The following is a 19,465-nucleotide window of genomic DNA, read 5'->3' on the forward strand; positions in this document are numbered from 1 at the left end:
CAGAATCTTACGCCGGGATGAAAAGAAATGCAAGCGACAGGTCATGAGAGGATAATAAGGACTACGCCGATCAATACACCGGCCAGCGCCCAGGCTTTCATCCGGCGGTTGACATCACCGAACAGAAGAGAACCGACCGTAAAAGAAACAACAACGCTGCTGCGGCGCAGAATGGAAAGCACCACGATCAGCGAGGCGGGGTTGCGGACTGCGTGAAAATAAATCAGGTCGGCGGAGGTCAGCAGCAGACCGATGAGCGGAATGCTCCAGCGCCATTTAAAAGGCGTGGTTTTGCTGCGGTTCGGCAGCCAGAAGAGCAGAACTGTCAAGCCAAACAGGATCATATTGTAGAACGCAAACCAGAACTGCACCAGCATCGGGGCATAGCCCTGCTGCTGGAGCAGATATTTGTCGTACAGCGCGCTGAGCGTGCCGACCAGCGTAGCCAGGAAAATAAACAGGATCCAGCGACTGCGGTGAAAGTCAACGCCTTCTTTGCGACCAATCAGCGAAAACGCAAAATAGGACAGAAACACCACGGCCATTCCGGCCCACTGCATCGGCTCAGGACGTTCATGAAACAGCAGCAATGCGCCGATCAGCGTCCAGACCGGCCCGGAGGCTCGAACCGGCGAGACGATCGAAATCGGCAGGTGCTTCATCGCGAAATAGGCCAGCGTCCAGGAAATGAAAATGATGAATGATTTCGCGAACAGGTGCAGGTGCTGAGCCGGTGTTGCCTCCGGCAGATAGAAGCAGCTCTGCTCCATCATTTCCGGAGCCCAATGCATACCGCCCAGCACTGCCAGCATCGGAAGAAACGAGGCCAATGTTGAAAAGAAAAGGACCGGAAGCACCGCGTTATGATTGAGTGCATGCTTTTTACATACATCGTAAAATCCGAGCAGTACCGAAGAAATCAGCCCGAGCGCAATCCACAGCATCAGGAGTGTTCCTCTAACTCGGCCCAGCGCTCATACGCGGCTTCGAGTTCCTTCGGAACGGCTTCGGCACGCTCGGTGGTCTTCCGGATTTCTTCGGGATCGCGCCGGTAAAAATCAGGATCGTTAAGCGTAGCGGTAAGTGTTTCGAGTTCTGCTTCGAGCGCTTCAATCGTTTTGGGAAGCTCCTTCAGCTCGTACCGCTCCTTATTGGTCAGTTTTCGCGTCCGCGTTTTCTGCGGTTCCGTCGTTTTCTGAACCATCTCCGCGGATTCTTTGCGATAAGAAGACTGCTGGACCCAGTCATCGTAACCGCCGGCATATTCGCCAAGGCCGTTTTCTTCGAAAACAATTGTGGAGGTCACCACATTATTCAAAAAGGCGCGGTCATGGCTGACCAGCAGAACCGTCCCCTGATACTCCGCAAGCATTTCTTCGAGCATATCGAGCGTTTCAACATCCAGATCGTTCGTTGGCTCGTCAAGCACCAGCACGTTGGACGGCTGGGCAAACAGCTTGGCGAGCATCAGGCGGTTGCGCTCTCCGCCGGAGAGCGAACCAACCGGCTGGTCCGCGTCGGCCGGCGAAAAAAGGAAATTGCGCAGATAGCCCATCACGTGCTGCCGCCCGGACGGAGTCTGAACATATTCATTATCTGCGCAAAGATTCCACTTCACACTTTTGTTTTCATCCAGCTTCTGGCGGTGCTGATCGAAATAGGCCACCTCCAGCCGCGTCCCGTTGCGCACCTCGCCGGCTGTCGGCGCCAGCGTCCCAAGCATCGTATTAATCAGCGTTGTTTTCCCGCAACCGTTCGGCCCGATAATCCCGATGCGGTCACCGCGCAGAATTTCCGTTGAAAACCCTGAAATCAGATCCTCGCCCTCATAGCTGCAGGAAATATGGTCCACCGTAATCACTTTACGTCCGGACTGCTCCGCCTCGTGCAGCTGAAGCTTCACCGTCCCCGACCGCTCACGGCGCTGCGAACGTTCCGCGCGCATTTTTTCGAGTTCGCGCACGCGCCCCTCGTTGCGTGTACGGCGCGCCTTGATTCCCTTGCGGATCCAAACCTCCTCCTGCGCCAGCTTGCGGTCAAATTCCGCCCACTGCCCTTCCTCTGCGTCGAGCAGTGCCTGCCGCCGCTTGAGGTAGGTTTCATAATCGCACTCCCAGCTCGTCAGCTGCCCGCGATCAAGTTCCACAATACGGGTCGCCAGTTTCTGCAGAAAAACACGGTCGTGAGTCACAAACAGCACCGTGCCGCGCCAGCGCGCCAGAAAGTTCTCCAACCATTGGATGGAATCAATGTCGAGATGGTTGGTCGGCTCGTCGAGAACCAGAATATCCGGCTCGTTCACCAGCGCCTTCGCCAGCAGCGCGCGGCGGCGCATGCCGCCGGAGAGCTCCGCAAACGGCTGATTCGGTTCCAGGTTCATCAGCGAAATCACTTTTTCCACCGGATGATCCAGCGCGTGCTCGTGGTTCCAATCCCTGGAAACCAGATCGAACACCGTGCCCTCAATATCCTGCGGAACCGTCTGCTGCAGTCGGGCAACCCGCACTCCGCTCCGGATCACAGTGCCGTCATCGGGCTCGAGCGTGCCGTCGACAATCTTCAACAGCGTGGACTTTCCCTCGCCGTTGCGGCCGATCAGACAGATGCGTTCGCCCGACTCAATCTGAAGCGTAACTCCGTCGAGAAGTTTCGGTCCGCCGAATGCGATTTGAATATTCTGTAAGCTGATGAGTGCCATAAGGCGTTGGAATGTAGCGATTCGGATTCGGGAAACAAGCCAAACCCGCCGACTTCAATAATGAAACGTTGATTTTTAAACCCAAAACAGTAGTGTACAACTCAGGTTTAGCCGATGATTATTGTTTTATCACCCTCTAAAAGCATGGACATGAATCCGGTTGCGGATTCCGGCTTTTCGCACCCCGGATTTCTGGACCGGTCCGAACAGCTGATTTCCAAACTTCGGAACTTTTCAACCAGTGAACTTATGGACTTTATGGCCATCAGTGAAAAGCTGGCGGAACTGAATCGGCAGCGGTTCATGGACTGGAAACAGCCCTTCTCCCTGGACAATGCCAAACAGGCCATCCTGGCCTTTACCGGCGATGTATACGACGGGCTCAATGCGCCTTCACTGGAAAAGGCCGACCTGACCTTTGCGCAAAAGCACCTGCGCATTCTCTCCGGCCTTTACGGGGTGCTCCGCCCGCTCGACCTGATTCAACCCTACCGCCTCGAAATGGGGCGGCCGCTTCAAACCGATGGAGCATCCAGTCTTTACGAATTCTGGCGCGCCACTATCACCGAAGAACTCAACCAAATTCCCGGCGATCTGCTGGTGAATCTGGCTTCACAGGAATACTTTAAAGCCATCGATCGAAAAGCGCTCAACAAACAGATCATCAGCCCGGTGTTTAAAGACGAAAAGAACGGAAAACTGAAAATCATCAGCTTCTACGCCAAAAAAGCGCGCGGGACGATGGCGCGCTTCATCATCCAAAACCGGATTTCGAAACCGGAAGCCCTGCCGGCGTTCAACCTCGATGGCTATGAATACGCACCGGATCTTTCAACCGCATCCGCGCCCGTATTCACCCGACCGGAGCAGACGTAAGCGGCGGTCGGACCGCGGCAGGATAACCCGGCAGGATTTCAGACAACGCCTGCTTAATTTTTGCAATGGCAAACGGTCCGGAGGCGCGGGCGTTTACTGCATCAACCAACGACTGGAGCTCGGGAGCCTGCGATTTTTCGATCCGCAGATACGGCAGCGGATCAATACTGGCCGATGCGCTGACAAATCCCTTTGCTCCCGCCGCGTATGCCTCCGAAATTCTACGGTCTCCACCGACAAAATAATTCGGGGTCGCCGGAATCAGCGACAGGTCAGCAGAGGAATCTTTTACGCCCCAGTGCGGAATATCTTTCAGCAGCTCAGGAGTCAGTGTATTGCCGACGTGCTTCGGGAAATTATAGAGAATCAGCGGGAGATCACTTCCGAGTGACAGGCGACAGAACCATTCCACCAAACCGTCCACCGGTGCGTTTGCGAAGTAATAGGGAGGCAGCGTGGCAATAAAGTCCGCTCCTGCCTCCTGCGCATGGTGCGCCGTTTCCAAACATTGGAAAAGTGCCGGAGATGCCAAATGAAAAATCAGCGAGCCCTTCCACGCCTCGCGGCTGACGCGCAGCAGCTTCATCTGTTCTTCCGGCGTCAGAGAAAAAAACTCGCCCGTCGTACCGTTCACCAGCAGATTGCGAACACCGCATTCCGCCAGCCAGTCGAGATGCGAAAGAAACGCCCCGAAATCAATCGCATCATCATCGCCAAAAGGCGTCGGCACCGGCACCACCAGACCTTCCAGAGTAGAAACAGCTTTTTTCATAGAAAAATATGCTAGGCTTCTTCGCTTTATGACGAAACAGGAAAACACATCAAACTGTCCGCTGTGCAACGCGCTCAGCGATCCATTCTGCGCCGACCGCACGCGGGAATACCTGCGCTGCCCGTGCTGCGACCTGATTTTTGTTCCGCCGAAGCTGCGCCTTTCGATGGAGGCTGAAAAAGCGCGCTACGACCTGCATCAGAACGATTCCGCGGATTCCGGATATCGGAAGTTTATGAATCGTCTTTTTCAACCCTTGGAAAAAAAGCTGTCACCCGGCGCGGGCGGTCTGGACTTCGGCTGCGGTCCCGGCCCCACGCTGTCGCTGATGTTTGAAGAAGCCGGTTATCCTTGCGCTATCTACGATCTGCATTACGCCAACGACCCGTCTGTCTTCGAGAGGCAGTATGACTTTCTCACCTGCTCGGAAACCATGGAGCATATGTATCGCCCGCGCGAAGAATTCAAGCGGTTTCTAACGCTGGTGAAGCCCGGCGGCTGGATCGGCATCATGACCCAGCTGCACGACCACGCCCCCGTTCCGTTCGAGCGCTGGCACTACAAAAACGATGACACCCATGTCTGCTTTTTCTCAACACAGACTTTTCAATGGCTGGAAAAAACCTACAGCCTTCATCTCGAATTTCATTCGGACAATGTCATCCTCATCCTCTCTCCCTGAAAGGGAAGACGCCGCGAACTCAAGCAACCGGAGGCTGCTCCCAGCAAAACAAAGGCCGAGCCGAATCCGAAGACGGTTTTCTTCTGGCTGAATAAGAAAATTTCAGGGCAGCAGAACATCCACTTTGTAATAACCCTGCATGAAACGATTGGTGTCGATAATCGAAAAGCCCGCCCCGTTTCCCTCGGAATTTGTCAGCACAGACCACTGTCTGGACTGCAGGTTGGTGGAAACAAAAACCGCATAGAGCCGTCCGGTTTGAGTGGCAAACCACAGATCCGGGAATTCTCCGGACAACTGAAGGACTGACTCGGCATTCGTCGGATCGGTCCCGGCGACATATTCATGCCAGTTGTCGAAACCGTCGCCGTCCGGATCGGCGTTGTCTTTGGACAGCCCCACCGCGATCTGCGCCGGAGAAAACTGCAACGCAGTCCACGCTTCCGGCGGTATTGCATCCGAAACGACCTGAAGCATTCCGCTGCCGCCCAGCCGGAAACTGTCGTAATCAGCACCCGACCCCGGCGCGCCCCAGGAACCGGCGGAGGCCCAGCTCTGTCCGCCGTCAAACGACAAAGCACGCACCGCAATATTTTCCGAAAGCGAAACGACGGCGGCGCCGATCAGCAGATAAAGATCCGGATGCAATGTCGTTGCTGAAAGCATCCCCTCCCGCACATCAATCATTCCGGAAATTCCGGACGCATCGTCCAGTTCCAGCGTTCCGCCGCCGGTCTTGCGCAGCGTTCCGCTTTCTCCCGGTTTGTCTGCAATCGTCACCCCCGGTTCCAGCTGCATCGAATATCCGGATTCGATCCGAAACTCGCGTGTGCCTGTGCCCGCCAGCTGGACACTCCCGCCCGCAGCAGTTTTCACAAGTGCATCGCGCGCGCCGGGGGCGAATACGCCGCTGTTGAATTCAAACACCGAATCCGGATTTGCAAATGTAACGGTGGAAACCGAAGCGGTGCCGCCGTCGAGAATGTATTTTCCCCGCGTCAAATTCTGGCCGAGTCTCAAACCGTAATCCCAATGGTTGACGGTTACAGTTCCAGCCGTCTGGCGAAACACGGTCGCATCGCCTGATTTTGATACGCCACCCAGTTCAATCTGTGTCTGAACCGTGAGCGCCCCCGCTTCATGCGTGTAGTACGAGATATTTGACGAAAGGCCCACTGTATCCAGCAGAAAATTCCGCACGGCGATTCCCCCGGCATCGACAATATCCGCCGCGGCATTCTCATCGCCATTGACCACCGCCAGCCGCGCACCGAACCAGACATTGTCGAACATATCGATCGAACCCGTTCCGTCGCCGACCGCAAAACGCCCTGTACTCAAACCGTCATTCACAATCCGCAAACCGGCGGTATTCCAATAATTGGAAGCCGAATTGGAACGGGACGCTTTGAACCAGCCCGCTTCCGCCGGCTCATTAATGGTAATGGATGGATTGCCGGGGGCATAATTCCAGACCACCCCGTTGTCGGCGGCAGGCGCAGACGGGATCCAATTCGTCGCAACATTCCAGCTGCCGCTGTGTCCCGGATCGGCCCAATGCACAGCCTCCTCAATGATCACCCCGACATACCGATCGATCGAACTGAGCGCGATTTTCACATGGTTGGTGTCGGCTGCATCAATCAGGTTGATCATCGCATCATCCGGCGAAACCACCTTCACCTGCAAATCCTTTCCGCACAGCCACGCCGGCAGCTCCGCCTCGATTTCAACCGAACCGGTTCCGGTTACCGTATAGCTGTTGATGTCGATATCCACATTATTGACATCCATAAAAAAGCGCCCGGCCCCCTCGTCGGCATAAAGCGTGATTCCCGTTTTATGTGAAGCCGTTGTCTCGACCCGCGGCGCCAGATCGTTGAGTGCGGCGTCAAACTGTGCACGCTGCGCCGCACTGCGGTTTTCATACGCGAGATAATAGTCCATCCCCAGATTGCCGGGCAGCACCGTGACGTTCGCATGATTCATTATAGAAGCCACAGAAAGTCCGTTGGTATTAAGAGCAAAGTTACCGGACTCTCCCAAATAAATGCCGCAGTCGCCGGCAATAACCAGCCGCCCGCCGGCGTTGAGCCACAGCTCCAGCACACCGGACACATCCGCCGGGTCCAGCACATCGACATTGGGCAGAATCAGCAGATCCAAGCCGGCCAGCTCCTCGGCATTAAGTTTCCATTCCGGCAGTACACGGTACGGAATATGCAACTCAGTCAGCGCTGTCGCCCAGCCCCAGAACGAAAACTGGTGCGGCTGGCCGTTGAAGTCGACAAACCCGCCCGGCGTCATCTGCCGCAGAATTGAAGACGAGGAATAATAAAGTCCGACCTTCTCAACGGGAATGCGGTCGCCGTAAATCGGGGCAACGAATTCGACGAATTCAAAGAAGCCGGTATTGGTCTGCTCATCACCGGGGATGCGGGAGCTGGCCGGATCAAACTTCGGAAATGTGTGTGTAGCGAGCATTTCATAATAGAGCGCATGGCACAGTTCCGGATGTGCGAGCTCCGCTTCATAACTGTCATTATAGAGCCAGACATTGACGAAACGGCTTTGAGCATGCTCACGAGCCAGCTTGTAAAACGGCGCATAACGCCCGACCGGCGGCAGCGTAAAGCCATCGGGGCCACTGCTGGTCTTGTAACCAAGAGACATCTCCGTGCTGACCATATCCAAATCACCACGAGACCAGCCGAGGCTGAACCCGGGGATGTCGTTGCCCGCCACAAGAAACTCGTCATTGCCCGCCGCAGCCGCCGCAGACTTAACGGCGGCATAATAACCGGACAATGCCTCTGTGCCGACCTGCCGCTTAAAGATCAGATAGGCGCGCCAAAGCGGATCATCCAGCCACCGTGAATCTTTCCAGACAGAACTGTTGAGATTGCTGCCATCCCAGCCGAATGCTGATGCTTCAGCCCGCAGGTATTCTCGGATATCAAATGTTGAAACATCCGCAATACCCATGGATAACAAGTCAACCGAACTGAATGAGTTCGCAAGATGATCCCGGAACCGGGCAACTGACCAGTCGCCGAATCCACGCTTGACCGGCGTGGAACCCAGCGAATCCCACGGGCCGTAGTTATCGGTCCACATCCCATCGATTCCCGCATCGGCTGCCTGCAGGGTTGAGGCATAGGTATAGTCGTTCCAGAACGGACAGGCAGAGTCCTTTTTAAACATAATCAGCCCGGCGTAGCTATCCGACTCCTCGACATAGACCAAGCCATTGGTCGGAGCGCCGTCAATAGAGCGGTAGTCGTCAATCGAAAGTTCACCAAGCACGTTTTTGGAACAGGCGGCATCATAAACACGGCTGTTGCGCGGATCGGTATGGGGCCCGTCATAACCGGTTGCAAGCGTGCCGTCTGGATAAGTCATTGCCGGGCCGCCGTAACGCGGATGGGTGCGCGTATAAGGCCTCGCGAACTCTTCATCGTCAAAAAAATCCTTCGCGCCAAGCCAGCGGATGGTTCCGCCGCTGTAGCTTTTCCAGCTCCAGTGATGATGAAGAATCGGCGTAAGATTGGTCTGGTCCCAGGCCTCGAGTTCTGCAACCAGGCAGTAACTTTGTCCGTAGGTTTCAAAATAGCCGATCTGTTTAAGCCCGGCTCCCTGAAACTTCTCAATCCAGGATGTTTTGCGCACGATTCCGTCCGCCTGAAAAAAGGTGCCCCACGACGGATCCTGTCCGTTGGCATTCATGTTCACATTGCCGTGATGATTCGTGGTCACATGAATCTGCTGAGACGTCGAATCGCTGACGATGCGCGGGAAATCATCCCACCAAGGAGCCGCACTGCAGGAAGCAGCGATCGCGAAACTCGCTAAAACCGTTTTTTTCATTTTGAGAAATCCGAACGAATCTTCAGCATCTCCCCATAGTCTTCAATTCCGCATCGTTTCTGCCAGTTGCGGCATGCTTCTGCCAGCTGCTGAACCAGTTCCGGTTTCTGTTTGGCGAGGTTTGTTTTTTCCGCTGGATCGGTTTTCAGATCATATAATTCATACTCAATGCCCGGCTTTTTACTGGTCAGCACATACCAGCCCGGCTCGATCAGCAGTTTCCAGCGCCCTTTATAAATGACGCCCTGCTGGCCCTTATCGTTACTGAACAGATATTCCGGCGGCGCCAGGGTTTCACCTTTCAGCACCGGCAGCAGACTGCGCCCGTCCAGCGGCGCCGTTTTGCTGCCGCGAAATTCAGACGGATAGGTTCCGCCCGCGAGCTCCAGGCAGGTCGGAAGGAAATCTCCAACCCAGCCGACACTATCCGAAATCGTTCCGGGCTTGATAACCTTCGGCCACTGGGCAATACAATGTGTCTTTGTGCCGCCCTCCCACATCAGCGCTTTGCATCCGTAGTACGGCACATTCATCAGGTCGCCGAGATGCGAAGCCGCGCCGTTGTCAGACAGATAAATCACCAGCGTATTGTCCAGCTCGCCGGTTTTTTCCAAGGTTTGGAAAACTTTCCCGACGTTCTCATCAACCTTCTCCACCATCGCCGCATGAATGGCCGCCCGCAGCTGGTATTCCTTTTTCTTTTCCTCCGGCATCTTGCGGGCCGGAATAAAATATTTCCTAAACGACGTTTCGGCCGTCCACAACCCTTCGCGCACTAAACCGGCAACTCGATCCATTTCCACTTTCGGAAGATCCGCATAACGCGACAGATATTTATCCACCAGCTCCTGCGGCGCCTGCAGCGGAAGGTGAGGCGCGCGATATGCTATGTACATAAAGAACGGCTCCGGCTGCGCAGCGGCCTCTTCGATCATTTCAATTGCACGGTCGGTCATGCCGTCGGTGCCATAGAACGCCTTGGCAGTCTTCCCGTGATTCGGCGTGTAGGGATAGCGGTCTTTCTTTTTGTAGAAACAGTTCATGTTGTATTCACGATCGATCTTCAACCTCGCATGCTCGTTGCCTTCGAGATATTCATGCTTGTCGGCGGCCGTGAAAAACTGATGGGTCTCGCCTTCAACCAGCCCGAAAAATTCGTCAAACCCGCGCTGCGGCGGCAAGGCATTAAAGTCGGCCTCAATTTCAGCATCCGTCAGCTCCCAGCCGGGGTGCGTCTGTTTCCACCAGGCCTGTCGCGCCGGTTGACCTTTCATCAGGCTGCCGCCGAGATGCCACTTGCCGGTCATCATCGTCCGGTACCCAGCCGCCTTCATGACTTCGGCGATCGTGGGCAGATCATACGGAAGGCGCGCGCGATAAGCGGGCTGTTTCATCTCGCGGTTCCAGCCGCCGAGCGTACCGGCGGCAAATCCGGCAAACGCCGAATCGCGGCCGGTCATCAGCGATGCCCGTGTCGGACTGCAGCGACCGTTGTTGTAAAAATTTCGGAAACGCAGACCGCTTCTCGCCATGCGGTCAATATTCGGAGTATCGATTTCGCCGCCATAACAGCCGAGATCAGAATAGCCCGAATCGTCAGTAAGAATAATCACGATATTCGGCCGCTCTGCCGCCATCCCAGCCGCCGCTCCGACTGCCGCCAATAACACATTCCATTTCATCATTATTCCTCTGATTATTTTCCGGGAAACGCACCGCTGCCGAGCCCACTACTTCCGGGAGCAAACGGTTCAGAATGCTTCGGAACCTGCGGTCGAAATTCATCCAAAACCGATGCGTTTTCCGGGTTGAGTGCCAGATTGGTTCTTTCATCCGGATCGTTCCGGTGATCATAAAGCTCTTCCGCACCATCCGCATATCGGATATAGCGCCAGCGGTCGCTGCGCAGCGCAAAATTATCCGGACCGAACACCGACAGCACCGGGGCTCGCACCTGTTTTTCTCCGCGCATCAATCCGGCGAGCGAGGTTCCCTCCAACCCGGCCGGCTGCTCCAGTCCGGCCAGCTCGCATAATGTCGGATAAATATCGATTAATCCGACCGGCGTCTGCACAGTCTGCAGGACGGAATTCCCAGCCGGTTTAATCAGCAGCGGAACCTGCGTGGAGGCTTCCCATAAAGTCCGTTTGTACCAAAGGTTTTTCTTCCCGTTCTGCACGCCGTGGTCACCGAACAAAACCACAATGGTATTGTCGGCCTGCCCCGATTTTTCCAGTGCGTCGAGCACCTGCCCGATGCAGTGATCGGTAAAGCTGACACAGGCACGATACGCCTGAAGAAACGAAGCCGCCCGGTTGTTTTCGCGCAGAAACCGGTTGTAATCCTGCCGGCCGAAATACCTGATCAGTTTTTTTCCGTAGGCCGGAATATCCTTGAGGTCGGCCGACTGATCCGGCAGCGGAACAATGTCCTCCAGCGGATGCAGGTCGAACCATTTCTGCGGCGCATACATCGGACAGTGCGGCCGGAAAAAACCGACCGAAATAAAAAACGGCTGATCGGTTTTCGCCGCCTTTTCGATAAACCCGCAGGCTGACTGCGCCACTTTATAGTCGGCCGTTTCTTCGTCTTCCAAAAACGCGCCCCAGTCATAATAGGGATGCACCGGAAGTTCCGAATCGAGATGAATGGTCTTTTCAGGAAACGGTCCAAACGCCCCCATCCATCCATGATTTGTATCGAATGATTCAGGATCCGGTTTGCTGTGATAAATCTTACCGACCGTCGCCGACCAGTAGCCGTTCTTTCGAAAGTGCTGGGGAAGCGAAACGACATCCTCCAACGCTTCCACGTCGCGGAACATTGGGTCCAGGCTGTAAAGTCCGGTATGATGCGGATAACGACCGGTCAACAGGCTGTTGCGCGACGGACCACAGATCGGCGACTGGCAATACGCCCGGCGGAACACGACCGACTGTTCCGCCAGCCGATCCATGTTCGGCGTCTTCGCATGCGCATCGCCCAAAAATCCGACTTCCGTATTCAAATCATCCACTGCAATGAACAACACATTCGGAGCGCCCATGACACCTTGCGTTAATAAACCCGCCACCATAACACTCTTCGCTACTCTCATATTATTTCTCTCTTAATCGTTTTCCGGCACAGCCAACACACGATAACAGCGGGAAGGATCATCCGTCGCCGGACCGGTCCATGTATTGGAGCCCTGTTCACGCGCTTTGGTTCCAACCGTTGTCCAGGATTCTGAATCCAGCAAATTGGTGGTGCTCTGAATCACATAAGGCGTCATCAGGCCATTGGTTCCTCCGCGCCACGACAGGCTGGGCACGGAATTTTCCAACCATTGGAAATCGGTGATGGCAAAAGCGGCTCCGTTTTCCAAAGGTTGAAAACCGGCGATGTATTCCTGCCGTATAGTCATGCCGTTGCCGTTAAGATCCTGCGCTTCTATCTCCGCCCAGGTCTGCCAGTTTGTCGGAGTCACGCCGGCCTGACGGAACCACTCAACCGGAATGCCGGACCGCGAACGAGGTTCCTCGCCGCGCATCTTTGCGTCGTACTCAAGAATCAGGTCCAGTACACCCATATACGCACCGGTATCCGGATAAATCGTGCCTTCTTCTGCACGGTTAATACCGCGATCAAACACCCAATAGGCAGCGAGGTCCGCACCACTCTCGACAATGGCCTCGAGCAGGGCTGTTTCTTCAACCTGTTCATTCTCCGGCAGCGCCCCCTGCCCGTCGTAAAAGCTGGAATATTCACCCACGAACATGGCCTGATTCTGATCGTCACAAAACTCGCGATAGATCTGAAGAATATCGGATACGCCGCTTGCTCCGGCATAATCGATGTCGCCGTTCGAATCCTCCATGCTGTAAGGATAGACGTGAAACGAGGCCATATCGATAGAGGATGTGGGAGCCATCCAACTGTGGGCTTCTTTGGCCTGACTATAGCTGTCGGCCGTCCAGCTGCCTTCCATCCGGTTGTGCCATGCGCTTGGCCGGGGGCGCGAGTTGCCGGTTGTAATAAAGCGATGCGTATCGAATTTGCGCACCTCCTGTGTAAACAGCCCAAACGCGGCTTCAGCAATCGCATAAGTGAATTTGTTGCTTTCATTCACCTCCGTCGCCGGACCGACCACACCCAGCTGCGGAATAACGGTTCCGAGTCCAGTCGTCCAGTTGGGCAGATCGCACATATTATTGAATTCGTTGCCGTATTCCCATCCCCAGATTGCCGGAGAATCTTTATAACGGCCGACCACTTCATGAATATAGTTCGACATAAACTGCCATGTGTCACTATTCGGATTGGCCAGTTGGTCGCGCGTTTCGCCGATCAGTTCCGGATAGGTGCTCATTCTCCAAAACACACTGGGAATCAGCCCCACGCCGACCTCCTCGGCAGTGGCCACGATAAGGTCCAGACGGGAAAACCATTCCTCCTTGTCCGAAAAATACAGATCCCAGTCGCTGGGCCAGAAACCGCAGGCCCAGAAACGCGCAAAAGGAATCCCAAGCTCTCCCAAAAACCGCAGGCCCTCGATCGTGCGAAACTCGGTCTGTCCTGTATGCTCGGGGAAATTGATCATCGCCTGAAAAAGGTCGCAATAGTTTACGCCAACGCCCTTATACGGAATGCCCTCTTTGTAAAGAACTCCATCCACCACGGCCAAACCGGGCAATGCCCCGAAATGCTGAAGGGTCGTGCCGCCGTTGCTCACCCCGAAACGTTCCAGTCCGGCCGGCACACCGTCAATGGTCAGCTTGCCTGCATCAGCCAGCTGCTGCCAGTCAGACGTCGTGAACACCGCACCACTCTCCGTTTTGGAAATGGTGACAGCACCTTTGAATCCCGACTCAAAATTAAACACCACATTACGATCGGCAGTCTCCATCTGCCCGAAGTTCACATCCGCAGTTCCGCCCGAAAGCAGATTCACAATACCGCCGGCGGCCTTGAAATACTGCGAACGAAAAACTCCGTCCCGAATATTTAAAATTCCTTTTCCGTTGGCAACCATTCGAAACGCATCGCCCGCTTCGATCCGCCCGCGCAAAAGATTCAGTTCAATCCCGCCCCCCATATGCGACCAGACAATCAGGTTCCCTGGCACAAAAAGATTGGTATACGAACCTGGCTCGTTCACGGAATCGTCAATCGTCCAAACGGTCTTACCCGGAACAGAAACCGCTTCATTTGTCGCACCGCCGCGCAGGTTCAAATCGCCGACGGCCACGCAAACCCCGCCCTCCTGCTGCAGGGAAATATCATAAACAATTGACGGTACCCAAAATGTTCCGCCCGACGGCATTTCAGAACCGTCGACCAGGCCGACCTGTCCGTCGGTCTCCACGGGCAATACATCGCCAACCCAGTTAGCCGCATCATACAAATTACCGGTGTTGTCCGGCTTCAGGCGAACCGGCAACTGATACCGAAACGGCGCTGCCGGCAACCCTTGAGAATTAAACAAACTCACATCTCCCCAGTTAAACCAACCGTACCGGGCACCCAACGGCTCCGGCACACCCAAACTGAAAACCCGAATCCATCCGTCCGAAAGAATTTCCGCATCTGCCGAAACAAACACACCGTCTGAGCCGCACACCTCAAACCCCTGCGCAACACCGTTCTCAAAAAACAGCCCTTCCGAAGAAGTCCATTCCACCAACACATCGCCGCCATTGATTTCCAAGGTTTGGAAAAACGGACCGGAACAATCGATCGTTTCCCCGTACACATTCGCACGGGCCAGCAGAGCCAGCCGCTCGCCGACGGGCTCTTTGTCCGCCGGATGGATTTCGTTTTCCTCGCCCAAATCAATTGTCACGGCCAGTTCAACACCGGAAAGATTATTGGCAACCTGCGTCTGCGCGGCGCGCACTGCGGGCCAGTCGTTCCACTCCCCGACACCGTATCGCGGGAGCTGAACAATTAAAAATGGAAGCTCCGCCCGCTCCCACTGTTGCCGCCAACTGTTAACCAGCGCCGTCAGCGTTTCGGCATAGCCGGGTGCCAGCCAACCCTGCGAATTGGCTTCGCCCTGATACCAGATCACACCCCGAATGCTGAACGGCTGGAGCGGTGCCACCTTGCCGTTGTACAAAGCCGACGGCCGGCGATAATAATCAGTCCCCCAGAAGCCGTCGGGATCCGTTCCGCCGGGCACCACTTCGTCCGCCGCCTTTTCCAGAAACGGAGCGGCGGACGGGGTGTTTTCCAAGGTTTGGAAATCGATCCAGCACTCGGCATAAGTTCCGCCCATCTGGGTGTTGATCAGCGCGATCGGGGTATTGGTCGGAAGCGAAGCTTGCAGCGCGCGGGCAAAAAAGAAACCAACCCCGGAGAGCGTCCCGGCATTGTCCGGCGTGCAGGTGAACCACCGGCCGCCCGTCACATCGCGCGCCGGCTCATCCGCCGCGCCCTGATTCGGCCATTGGGTGAAAACACGCAGCCATGGATAATCGGCGGCAGCCGCAGCCTCCGCCCCTCCGGTGCTTTCCAACAGCGGTATCCCCATATTCGACTGGCCCGACAGCAGCCAGACCTCTCCAACGAATACGTTGGAGAAGTTCAGAGTTTGAAGTTGAGAGTTCAGCGTTGTGGAAACAATCAGGTTCCGGGGCGCGGAAGAAACCGCCATGGGATCGAGTGTGATTTTCCAATGGTTGGAAGAATCGGCGACTGCGGTTTTCACCTGCCCGGCGAACTCAACAGTCACTGTGGCTCCGGGTTCCGCTTCGCCCCACACCGGAACCGCCTGCCCACTTTGAAGCACCATGCCACTGCTGAACACCGACGGCATCCACAAGTCGGCAACCTCCACCACTCCGGCAAGTTGGATCATCGTGCTGGTGCCGCTGTTGGTGATACTGAAAGAAGCCGCATCCGTTGTCGGTACGCCATCGATGGAAACGTTGCCGGAAGCAATCAGTCCCTCCCAGGTTCCGGCGGCCGATGTGCCGCCCTCGATTTCACCCAGCGTAATGCTTCCCGCACTGCCGCTTTCAAAATTGAACAAACAGTCGGCAAGGAAGCCCTCGTTGGAATTTACCGTGGCCACCTCGATGGCACCCGCTCCGCCGACCAGCATATTGACGGCACCTTTGCACGTTTCCCAATAGCTGACACCCAGCACACCGTTGCCCATATGGATCGTTCCCTTGCCGGGAGTCGCCATATTCAGCGAGCCGGCATCCACACGGCCGTTCAGAATGCTCAGCACATTGGTTCCGCCGTTTTGCGACCACAAGGTGAGTGTTTTTCCGCTGACATCCAGATTCGTGACTGTAGCCCAATCTGTGGTGTCGATTTCCAGAACCGTGTTTCCCCGCTGATGCAACCCGCTGCTGATCGCATCGATCTGTCCGGCCTCCAGCCGCACGGAAAGATCCTGCATAATGCCGACCCAGACATTGTTCGCCTGAGCAATCCTGCCCGTCACACTTCCGGACGGAAGCACTCCTCCCGGCCAATTGGTCACGGCATCAATCGCACCGACAGTCGGCACTCCGTCCTGCCCGATGAAATCAACATACGCCGCCGATACCAGACCGGCCGCGAACAGCAGGAGAACCATTAAACCAGCTTTCATATCAGTCCTTTTTATACACGGTCTGCAGCGCCGTCTTCGCCAGCCGCTCGCCGACCGGCTTTTTATCCGGCGGATGGATCTGATCGTCGCGTCCGCAATCGATGGTCACGATCATTTCGACGCCGTCCATCGCTTCAGCAACCTGCGCCTGCGCAGTGCGAATGGCCGGCCAGTCGCTGCCCGCCCCGTAATTATAATGCGGAAGCTGCACCACCAGAAACGGCAGCGCCAAATCTTCAAACCCTGCCCGCCAACTGTTGATGAGAGCGGTGAGCGTTCCGGCATAGCCGGGGGCCAGCCACTTCTGCGAGTTGCCCTCGCCCTGATACCAAATCACGCCGCGCGCGGCCATCGGCTGCAGCGGTGCCACCTTGCCGTTAAACAACGCACCCGGACGACGGAAGTTGTTTTCGCCCCAGTACCCTTTGGGGTCGGATACACCGGGCTCGATTTCTTTGGCGGCCTTATCGAGAAACGGCGTGGCGGACGGGGTGTTTTCCAAGGTTTGGAAATCAATCCAGCATTCGGCGTAAGTGCCGCCCATCTGTGTGTTAATGACCGCCAGCGGCGTACCTTCCGGCAGCGATTTTTGAAGTTCGCGCGCAAAAAAGAAACCGACGCCGGAAAGCTGCGCGGCCTGCTGCGGATTGCAGCTCACCCATTGCCCGCCGGTCACATCGCGCGCCGGTTCGTCGCACGCACCATGGTTCGGCCACTGCTTGAAAATTTTCAGCCATGGGTAATCCGCCGTCGCCGCGGCCTCGGGACCACCGTCACAGTTTTTGAGCGGCCAGCCCATGTTCGACTGTCCCGCCAAGATCCAGACCTCGCCGACGAGTACGTTGGAGAATGTCAAGTGGCTGGTGTCGAGTGACGAGTGAACAGAAAGTTTCCGAGGTTTGGAAGATGCGGGCATTGGATCAAAAATCACCTGCCACTTGCCACTGTCACTTGTCACTCCAGACTTCGTCTGACCGGCGAATTCAACAGTCACCTCGGCGCCGGAGTCGGCCTCGCCCCAAACCGGCACCGGCTTGTCGCACTGCAGGACCATGCCGTCGCCAAAGATCGAAGGCAACCACAGTTCCGCCTGAGTCGAAACACACATCGCCACCCAAACAACAAAAATCCGTTTCATAACTGCCCCTTGAACAAAATCCGCTCAATCTGTACCGGCTCTGTTTTCCCGTCCGGCCTGCCGGCCACAATCTCCAGATTCATTTCGCCAACCGGCAGGTTCATCGTTCCGAATTCGATGGAATCATCCGCTGTTTTCTGAGCAGCAAGTGTCTGCCCCGCCACCTGCACTGAAAGGTGATTCGCACCCGCCATGCCTTTTCCTTTCAGGCAAAGGCTGTAGCCTCCGGCTTTGACAACATCCAGTTTGTAAACTGCACGATCCCCCGCTTTTGAAAAACCGCGGGTCAATGCCCCGACACGTACACTTCCTTCAGTCTCCTGCACTTTCGACGCATAGCCCCAGAAGGTGCCGTCGCCGTATTTCCAGGTGGATGGATCGCCGACAACGATCCGCGCCATGCGAAACGCTTTTCCCTCATCAATCGCGTACTCCCAGCGGCGGCGGCACTCGGCCAGCATGCGCTCGGTCACCTCAGGAAACCTGCGGCTGATCTCTTTCGTCTCGCCGATGTCATTTGCAATATCGTAGAGCTCAACGTTTCCTCCCGGACGGGCGTGCAGCTTAAACTTCGCTCCGCGCAGCGCCATGTGATGATCCTCAAAACGCAGCGACGACGGATCTTCCACGTAGCCTTGCGGAGCCTGAGGCATCCCATCTCCCCAAATTGTCATGCGAAACATTTCGGGATGCTCACAAATCGCATCGGCGTCATCCAGTGCCGGGCGCAGGCTCACGCCACAGAACGGTTTATGCGGAACAATGCCGTCGTTGATGCCTGCGTAGTCGAGCACAGTCGGCAGCAGGTCTTCGGCGGCCCCGAACTGTTCGCGCTCTCCGGGCTGAACGGTTCCCGGCATACTGACGATGAGCGGAACACGTATTCCGTTTTCCCACACCAGCGACTTGCAGCCGCGCAATTCGGCGACGTTGCGCGCCGCCCAATCATCGGTTGCAATCATTCCTTCGGTGCTCACCTTTTTGGCGGACGGCCCGGTCTGTCCGTTGTCGCTCACATAGATCACAAGCGTACGCTGATCCTGCCCCGTCTCTTTGAGCGTGTCGAGCAGCCGACCGACACAGGTGTCCATCTGTTCGATATGGCTGTAGCAGGCAGCAATGCTTTCCGAGCAGCCCTGATCACGATAATACGGCGCAAAGCGTTCATCCGCCGGAGCCCACGGCGTATGCGGGATGATATACGCCATCGTCAGCAGCCACGGCTTTTCGCTGTTCTCTTTGATAAACCGAATTCCTTCATCGGTGTGATGCTCCGCCGTCCAGCCCTCAAATTTTTTGTTGCTCCATGCAATCGGTTTTTCGCCGGAGGGCTTGCGCTGCAAGATGGCCGCGTAATGCTGATAGCCGCCGACGCAAAACGCGTCGTTCCACCCCGCGAACCACGGCAGTGTATGATGCTGGGAAACGCAGTCGTTCTTGCCGATGTAATACGTCTCATATCCCGCCGCCTTGAAAAACGCCGGCATCATGGCTTCATCCGTGCGAAGGTTCTGGCGGGGCGGAACACCCCATACGCCGGTCAACAAATGATTGCGGCCGGTGAAAATCATGCTGCGTCCCGGCGAGCAGGCGGCGCCGGTTACATAATTGCGGAACACCGCTCCGTTCTTCGCCAGCCCATCAATGCGCGGCGTGCGAAGAACCGGATTGCCCATGAATCCGAAATCGCTGTAACCCTGATCATCGCTGATGATCAGCAGGATATTCGGGGAACGTAACGTTCCGTCCACAGAAGACTTGGCAATCGCAGCAACGCACCCCGCAACCACCAACAAACCGGTAATCCATTTTTTCATCTGCATCCTTTGCGACCTCGCGCCTTT

11 protein-coding genes are annotated in these 19,465 nt (G+C 55.9%); 2 read left to right on the forward strand and 9 right to left on the reverse strand.

The features are described from left to right. Positions 1-41 precede the first annotated feature (41 nt). Both GT409_RS04975 and GT409_RS04980 read right to left on the reverse strand, forming a co-directional pair. On the reverse strand, positions 42-944 hold the full coding sequence (locus GT409_RS04975) for a DMT family transporter (RefSeq protein WP_160627523.1): 903 nt from the start codon (positions 942-944) through the stop codon (positions 42-44). Then, the gene (locus GT409_RS04980; RefSeq protein WP_160627525.1) at positions 944-2,698 is read right to left on the reverse strand and encodes an ATP-binding cassette domain-containing protein; all 1,755 of its coding nucleotides are present in this window, start codon (positions 2,696-2,698) and stop codon (positions 944-946) included. The genes GT409_RS04975 and GT409_RS04980 overlap by 1 nt, the downstream gene beginning before the upstream one ends. Positions 2,699-2,812: 114 nt before the next feature. On the opposite strand from GT409_RS04980, the gene yaaA reads away from it, so the two are divergent. After that, positions 2,813-3,574 (forward strand): peroxide stress protein YaaA, encoded by a 762-nt coding sequence (yaaA, locus tag GT409_RS04985; protein ID WP_160627527.1) that lies wholly within the window; start codon positions 2,813-2,815, stop codon positions 3,572-3,574. On the opposite strand, the gene GT409_RS04990 is transcribed toward yaaA, so the two are convergent. Continuing rightward, on the reverse strand, positions 3,552-4,346 hold the full coding sequence (locus GT409_RS04990; RefSeq protein ID WP_160627529.1) for a dihydrodipicolinate synthase family protein: 795 nt from the start codon (positions 4,344-4,346) through the stop codon (positions 3,552-3,554). The two genes, yaaA and GT409_RS04990, sit on opposite strands and share 23 nt — an antisense overlap. A 28-nt stretch (positions 4,347-4,374) precedes the next feature. On the opposite strand from GT409_RS04990, the gene GT409_RS04995 reads away from it, so the two are divergent. Beyond that, positions 4,375-5,028 (forward strand): class I SAM-dependent methyltransferase, encoded by a 654-nt coding sequence (locus GT409_RS04995; RefSeq protein WP_160627531.1) that lies wholly within the window; start codon positions 4,375-4,377, stop codon positions 5,026-5,028. 102 nt (positions 5,029-5,130) lie between these two features. Here the strand turns inward: GT409_RS04995 and GT409_RS05000 are convergent, their stop codons facing one another. Genes GT409_RS05000 through GT409_RS05025 form a run of 6 tightly spaced genes read right to left on the reverse strand, consistent with a single transcriptional unit; the run spans position 5,131 to position 19,438 of the window. Beyond that, positions 5,131-8,895, reverse strand: a complete 3,765-nt coding sequence (locus GT409_RS05000) for a hypothetical protein (protein ID WP_160627533.1) — start codon at positions 8,893-8,895, stop codon at positions 5,131-5,133. Beyond that, positions 8,892-10,580 carry a sulfatase-like hydrolase/transferase gene (locus GT409_RS05005; RefSeq protein ID WP_233231614.1) on the reverse strand — a complete coding sequence of 563 codons (1,689 nt, stop codon included), beginning with the start codon at positions 10,578-10,580 and terminating at the stop codon, positions 8,892-8,894. The genes GT409_RS05000 and GT409_RS05005 overlap by 4 nt, the downstream gene beginning before the upstream one ends. Positions 10,581-10,591: 11 nt before the next feature. Further along, entirely contained in the window at positions 10,592-11,992 is a 1,401-nt protein-coding gene (locus GT409_RS05010; RefSeq protein WP_160627535.1) for a sulfatase, read from the reverse strand. A 12-nt stretch (positions 11,993-12,004) separates the two neighbouring features. Then, on the reverse strand, positions 12,005-16,483 hold the full coding sequence (locus tag GT409_RS05015) for a sialate O-acetylesterase (protein WP_160627537.1): 4,479 nt from the start codon (positions 16,481-16,483) through the stop codon (positions 12,005-12,007). Between the two features lies 1 nt (position 16,484). Then, complete coding sequence (locus GT409_RS05020; protein ID WP_160627540.1) at positions 16,485-17,621, reverse strand: sialate O-acetylesterase; 1,137 nt, start codon at positions 17,619-17,621, stop codon at positions 16,485-16,487. Beyond that, positions 17,618-19,438: a sulfatase-like hydrolase/transferase gene (locus GT409_RS05025; protein ID WP_160627542.1), complete on the reverse strand. Its 1,821-nt coding sequence runs from the start codon at positions 19,436-19,438 to the stop codon at positions 17,618-17,620. The genes GT409_RS05020 and GT409_RS05025 overlap by 4 nt, the downstream gene beginning before the upstream one ends. Between the last annotated feature and the right edge of the window lie 27 nt (positions 19,439-19,465).

Origin of the sequence: Tichowtungia aerotolerans (genome assembly GCF_009905215.1) — a bacterium.
Taxonomy (GTDB): domain Bacteria; phylum Verrucomicrobiota; class Kiritimatiellia; order Kiritimatiellales; family Tichowtungiaceae; genus Tichowtungia; species Tichowtungia aerotolerans.

What these genes read in the sequence shown, in the direction of transcription:
- GT409_RS04975 (WP_160627523.1), bottom strand. Translation starts at nt 944, where the DNA reads ATGCTGTGGATTGCGCTCGGGCTGATTTCTTCGGTACTGCTCGGATTT.
- GT409_RS04980 (WP_160627525.1), bottom strand. Translation starts at nt 2,698, where the DNA reads ATGGCACTCATCAGCTTACAGAATATTCAAATCGCATTCGGCGGACCG.
- yaaA (WP_160627527.1), top strand. Translation starts at nt 2,813, where the DNA reads ATGATTATTGTTTTATCACCCTCTAAAAGCATGGACATGAATCCGGTT.
- GT409_RS04990 (WP_160627529.1), bottom strand. Translation starts at nt 4,346, where the DNA reads ATGAAAAAAGCTGTTTCTACTCTGGAAGGTCTGGTGGTGCCGGTGCCG.
- GT409_RS04995 (WP_160627531.1), top strand. Translation starts at nt 4,375, where the DNA reads ATGACGAAACAGGAAAACACATCAAACTGTCCGCTGTGCAACGCGCTC.
- GT409_RS05000 (WP_160627533.1), bottom strand. Translation starts at nt 8,895, where the DNA reads ATGAAAAAAACGGTTTTAGCGAGTTTCGCGATCGCTGCTTCCTGCAGT.
- GT409_RS05005 (WP_233231614.1), bottom strand. Translation starts at nt 10,580, where the DNA reads ATGATGAAATGGAATGTGTTATTGGCGGCAGTCGGAGCGGCGGCTGGG.
- GT409_RS05010 (WP_160627535.1), bottom strand. Translation starts at nt 11,992, where the DNA reads ATGAGAGTAGCGAAGAGTGTTATGGTGGCGGGTTTATTAACGCAAGGT.
- GT409_RS05015 (WP_160627537.1), bottom strand. Translation starts at nt 16,483, where the DNA reads ATGAAAGCTGGTTTAATGGTTCTCCTGCTGTTCGCGGCCGGTCTGGTA.
- GT409_RS05020 (WP_160627540.1), bottom strand. Translation starts at nt 17,621, where the DNA reads ATGAAACGGATTTTTGTTGTTTGGGTGGCGATGTGTGTTTCGACTCAG.
- GT409_RS05025 (WP_160627542.1), bottom strand. Translation starts at nt 19,438, where the DNA reads ATGAAAAAATGGATTACCGGTTTGTTGGTGGTTGCGGGGTGCGTTGCT.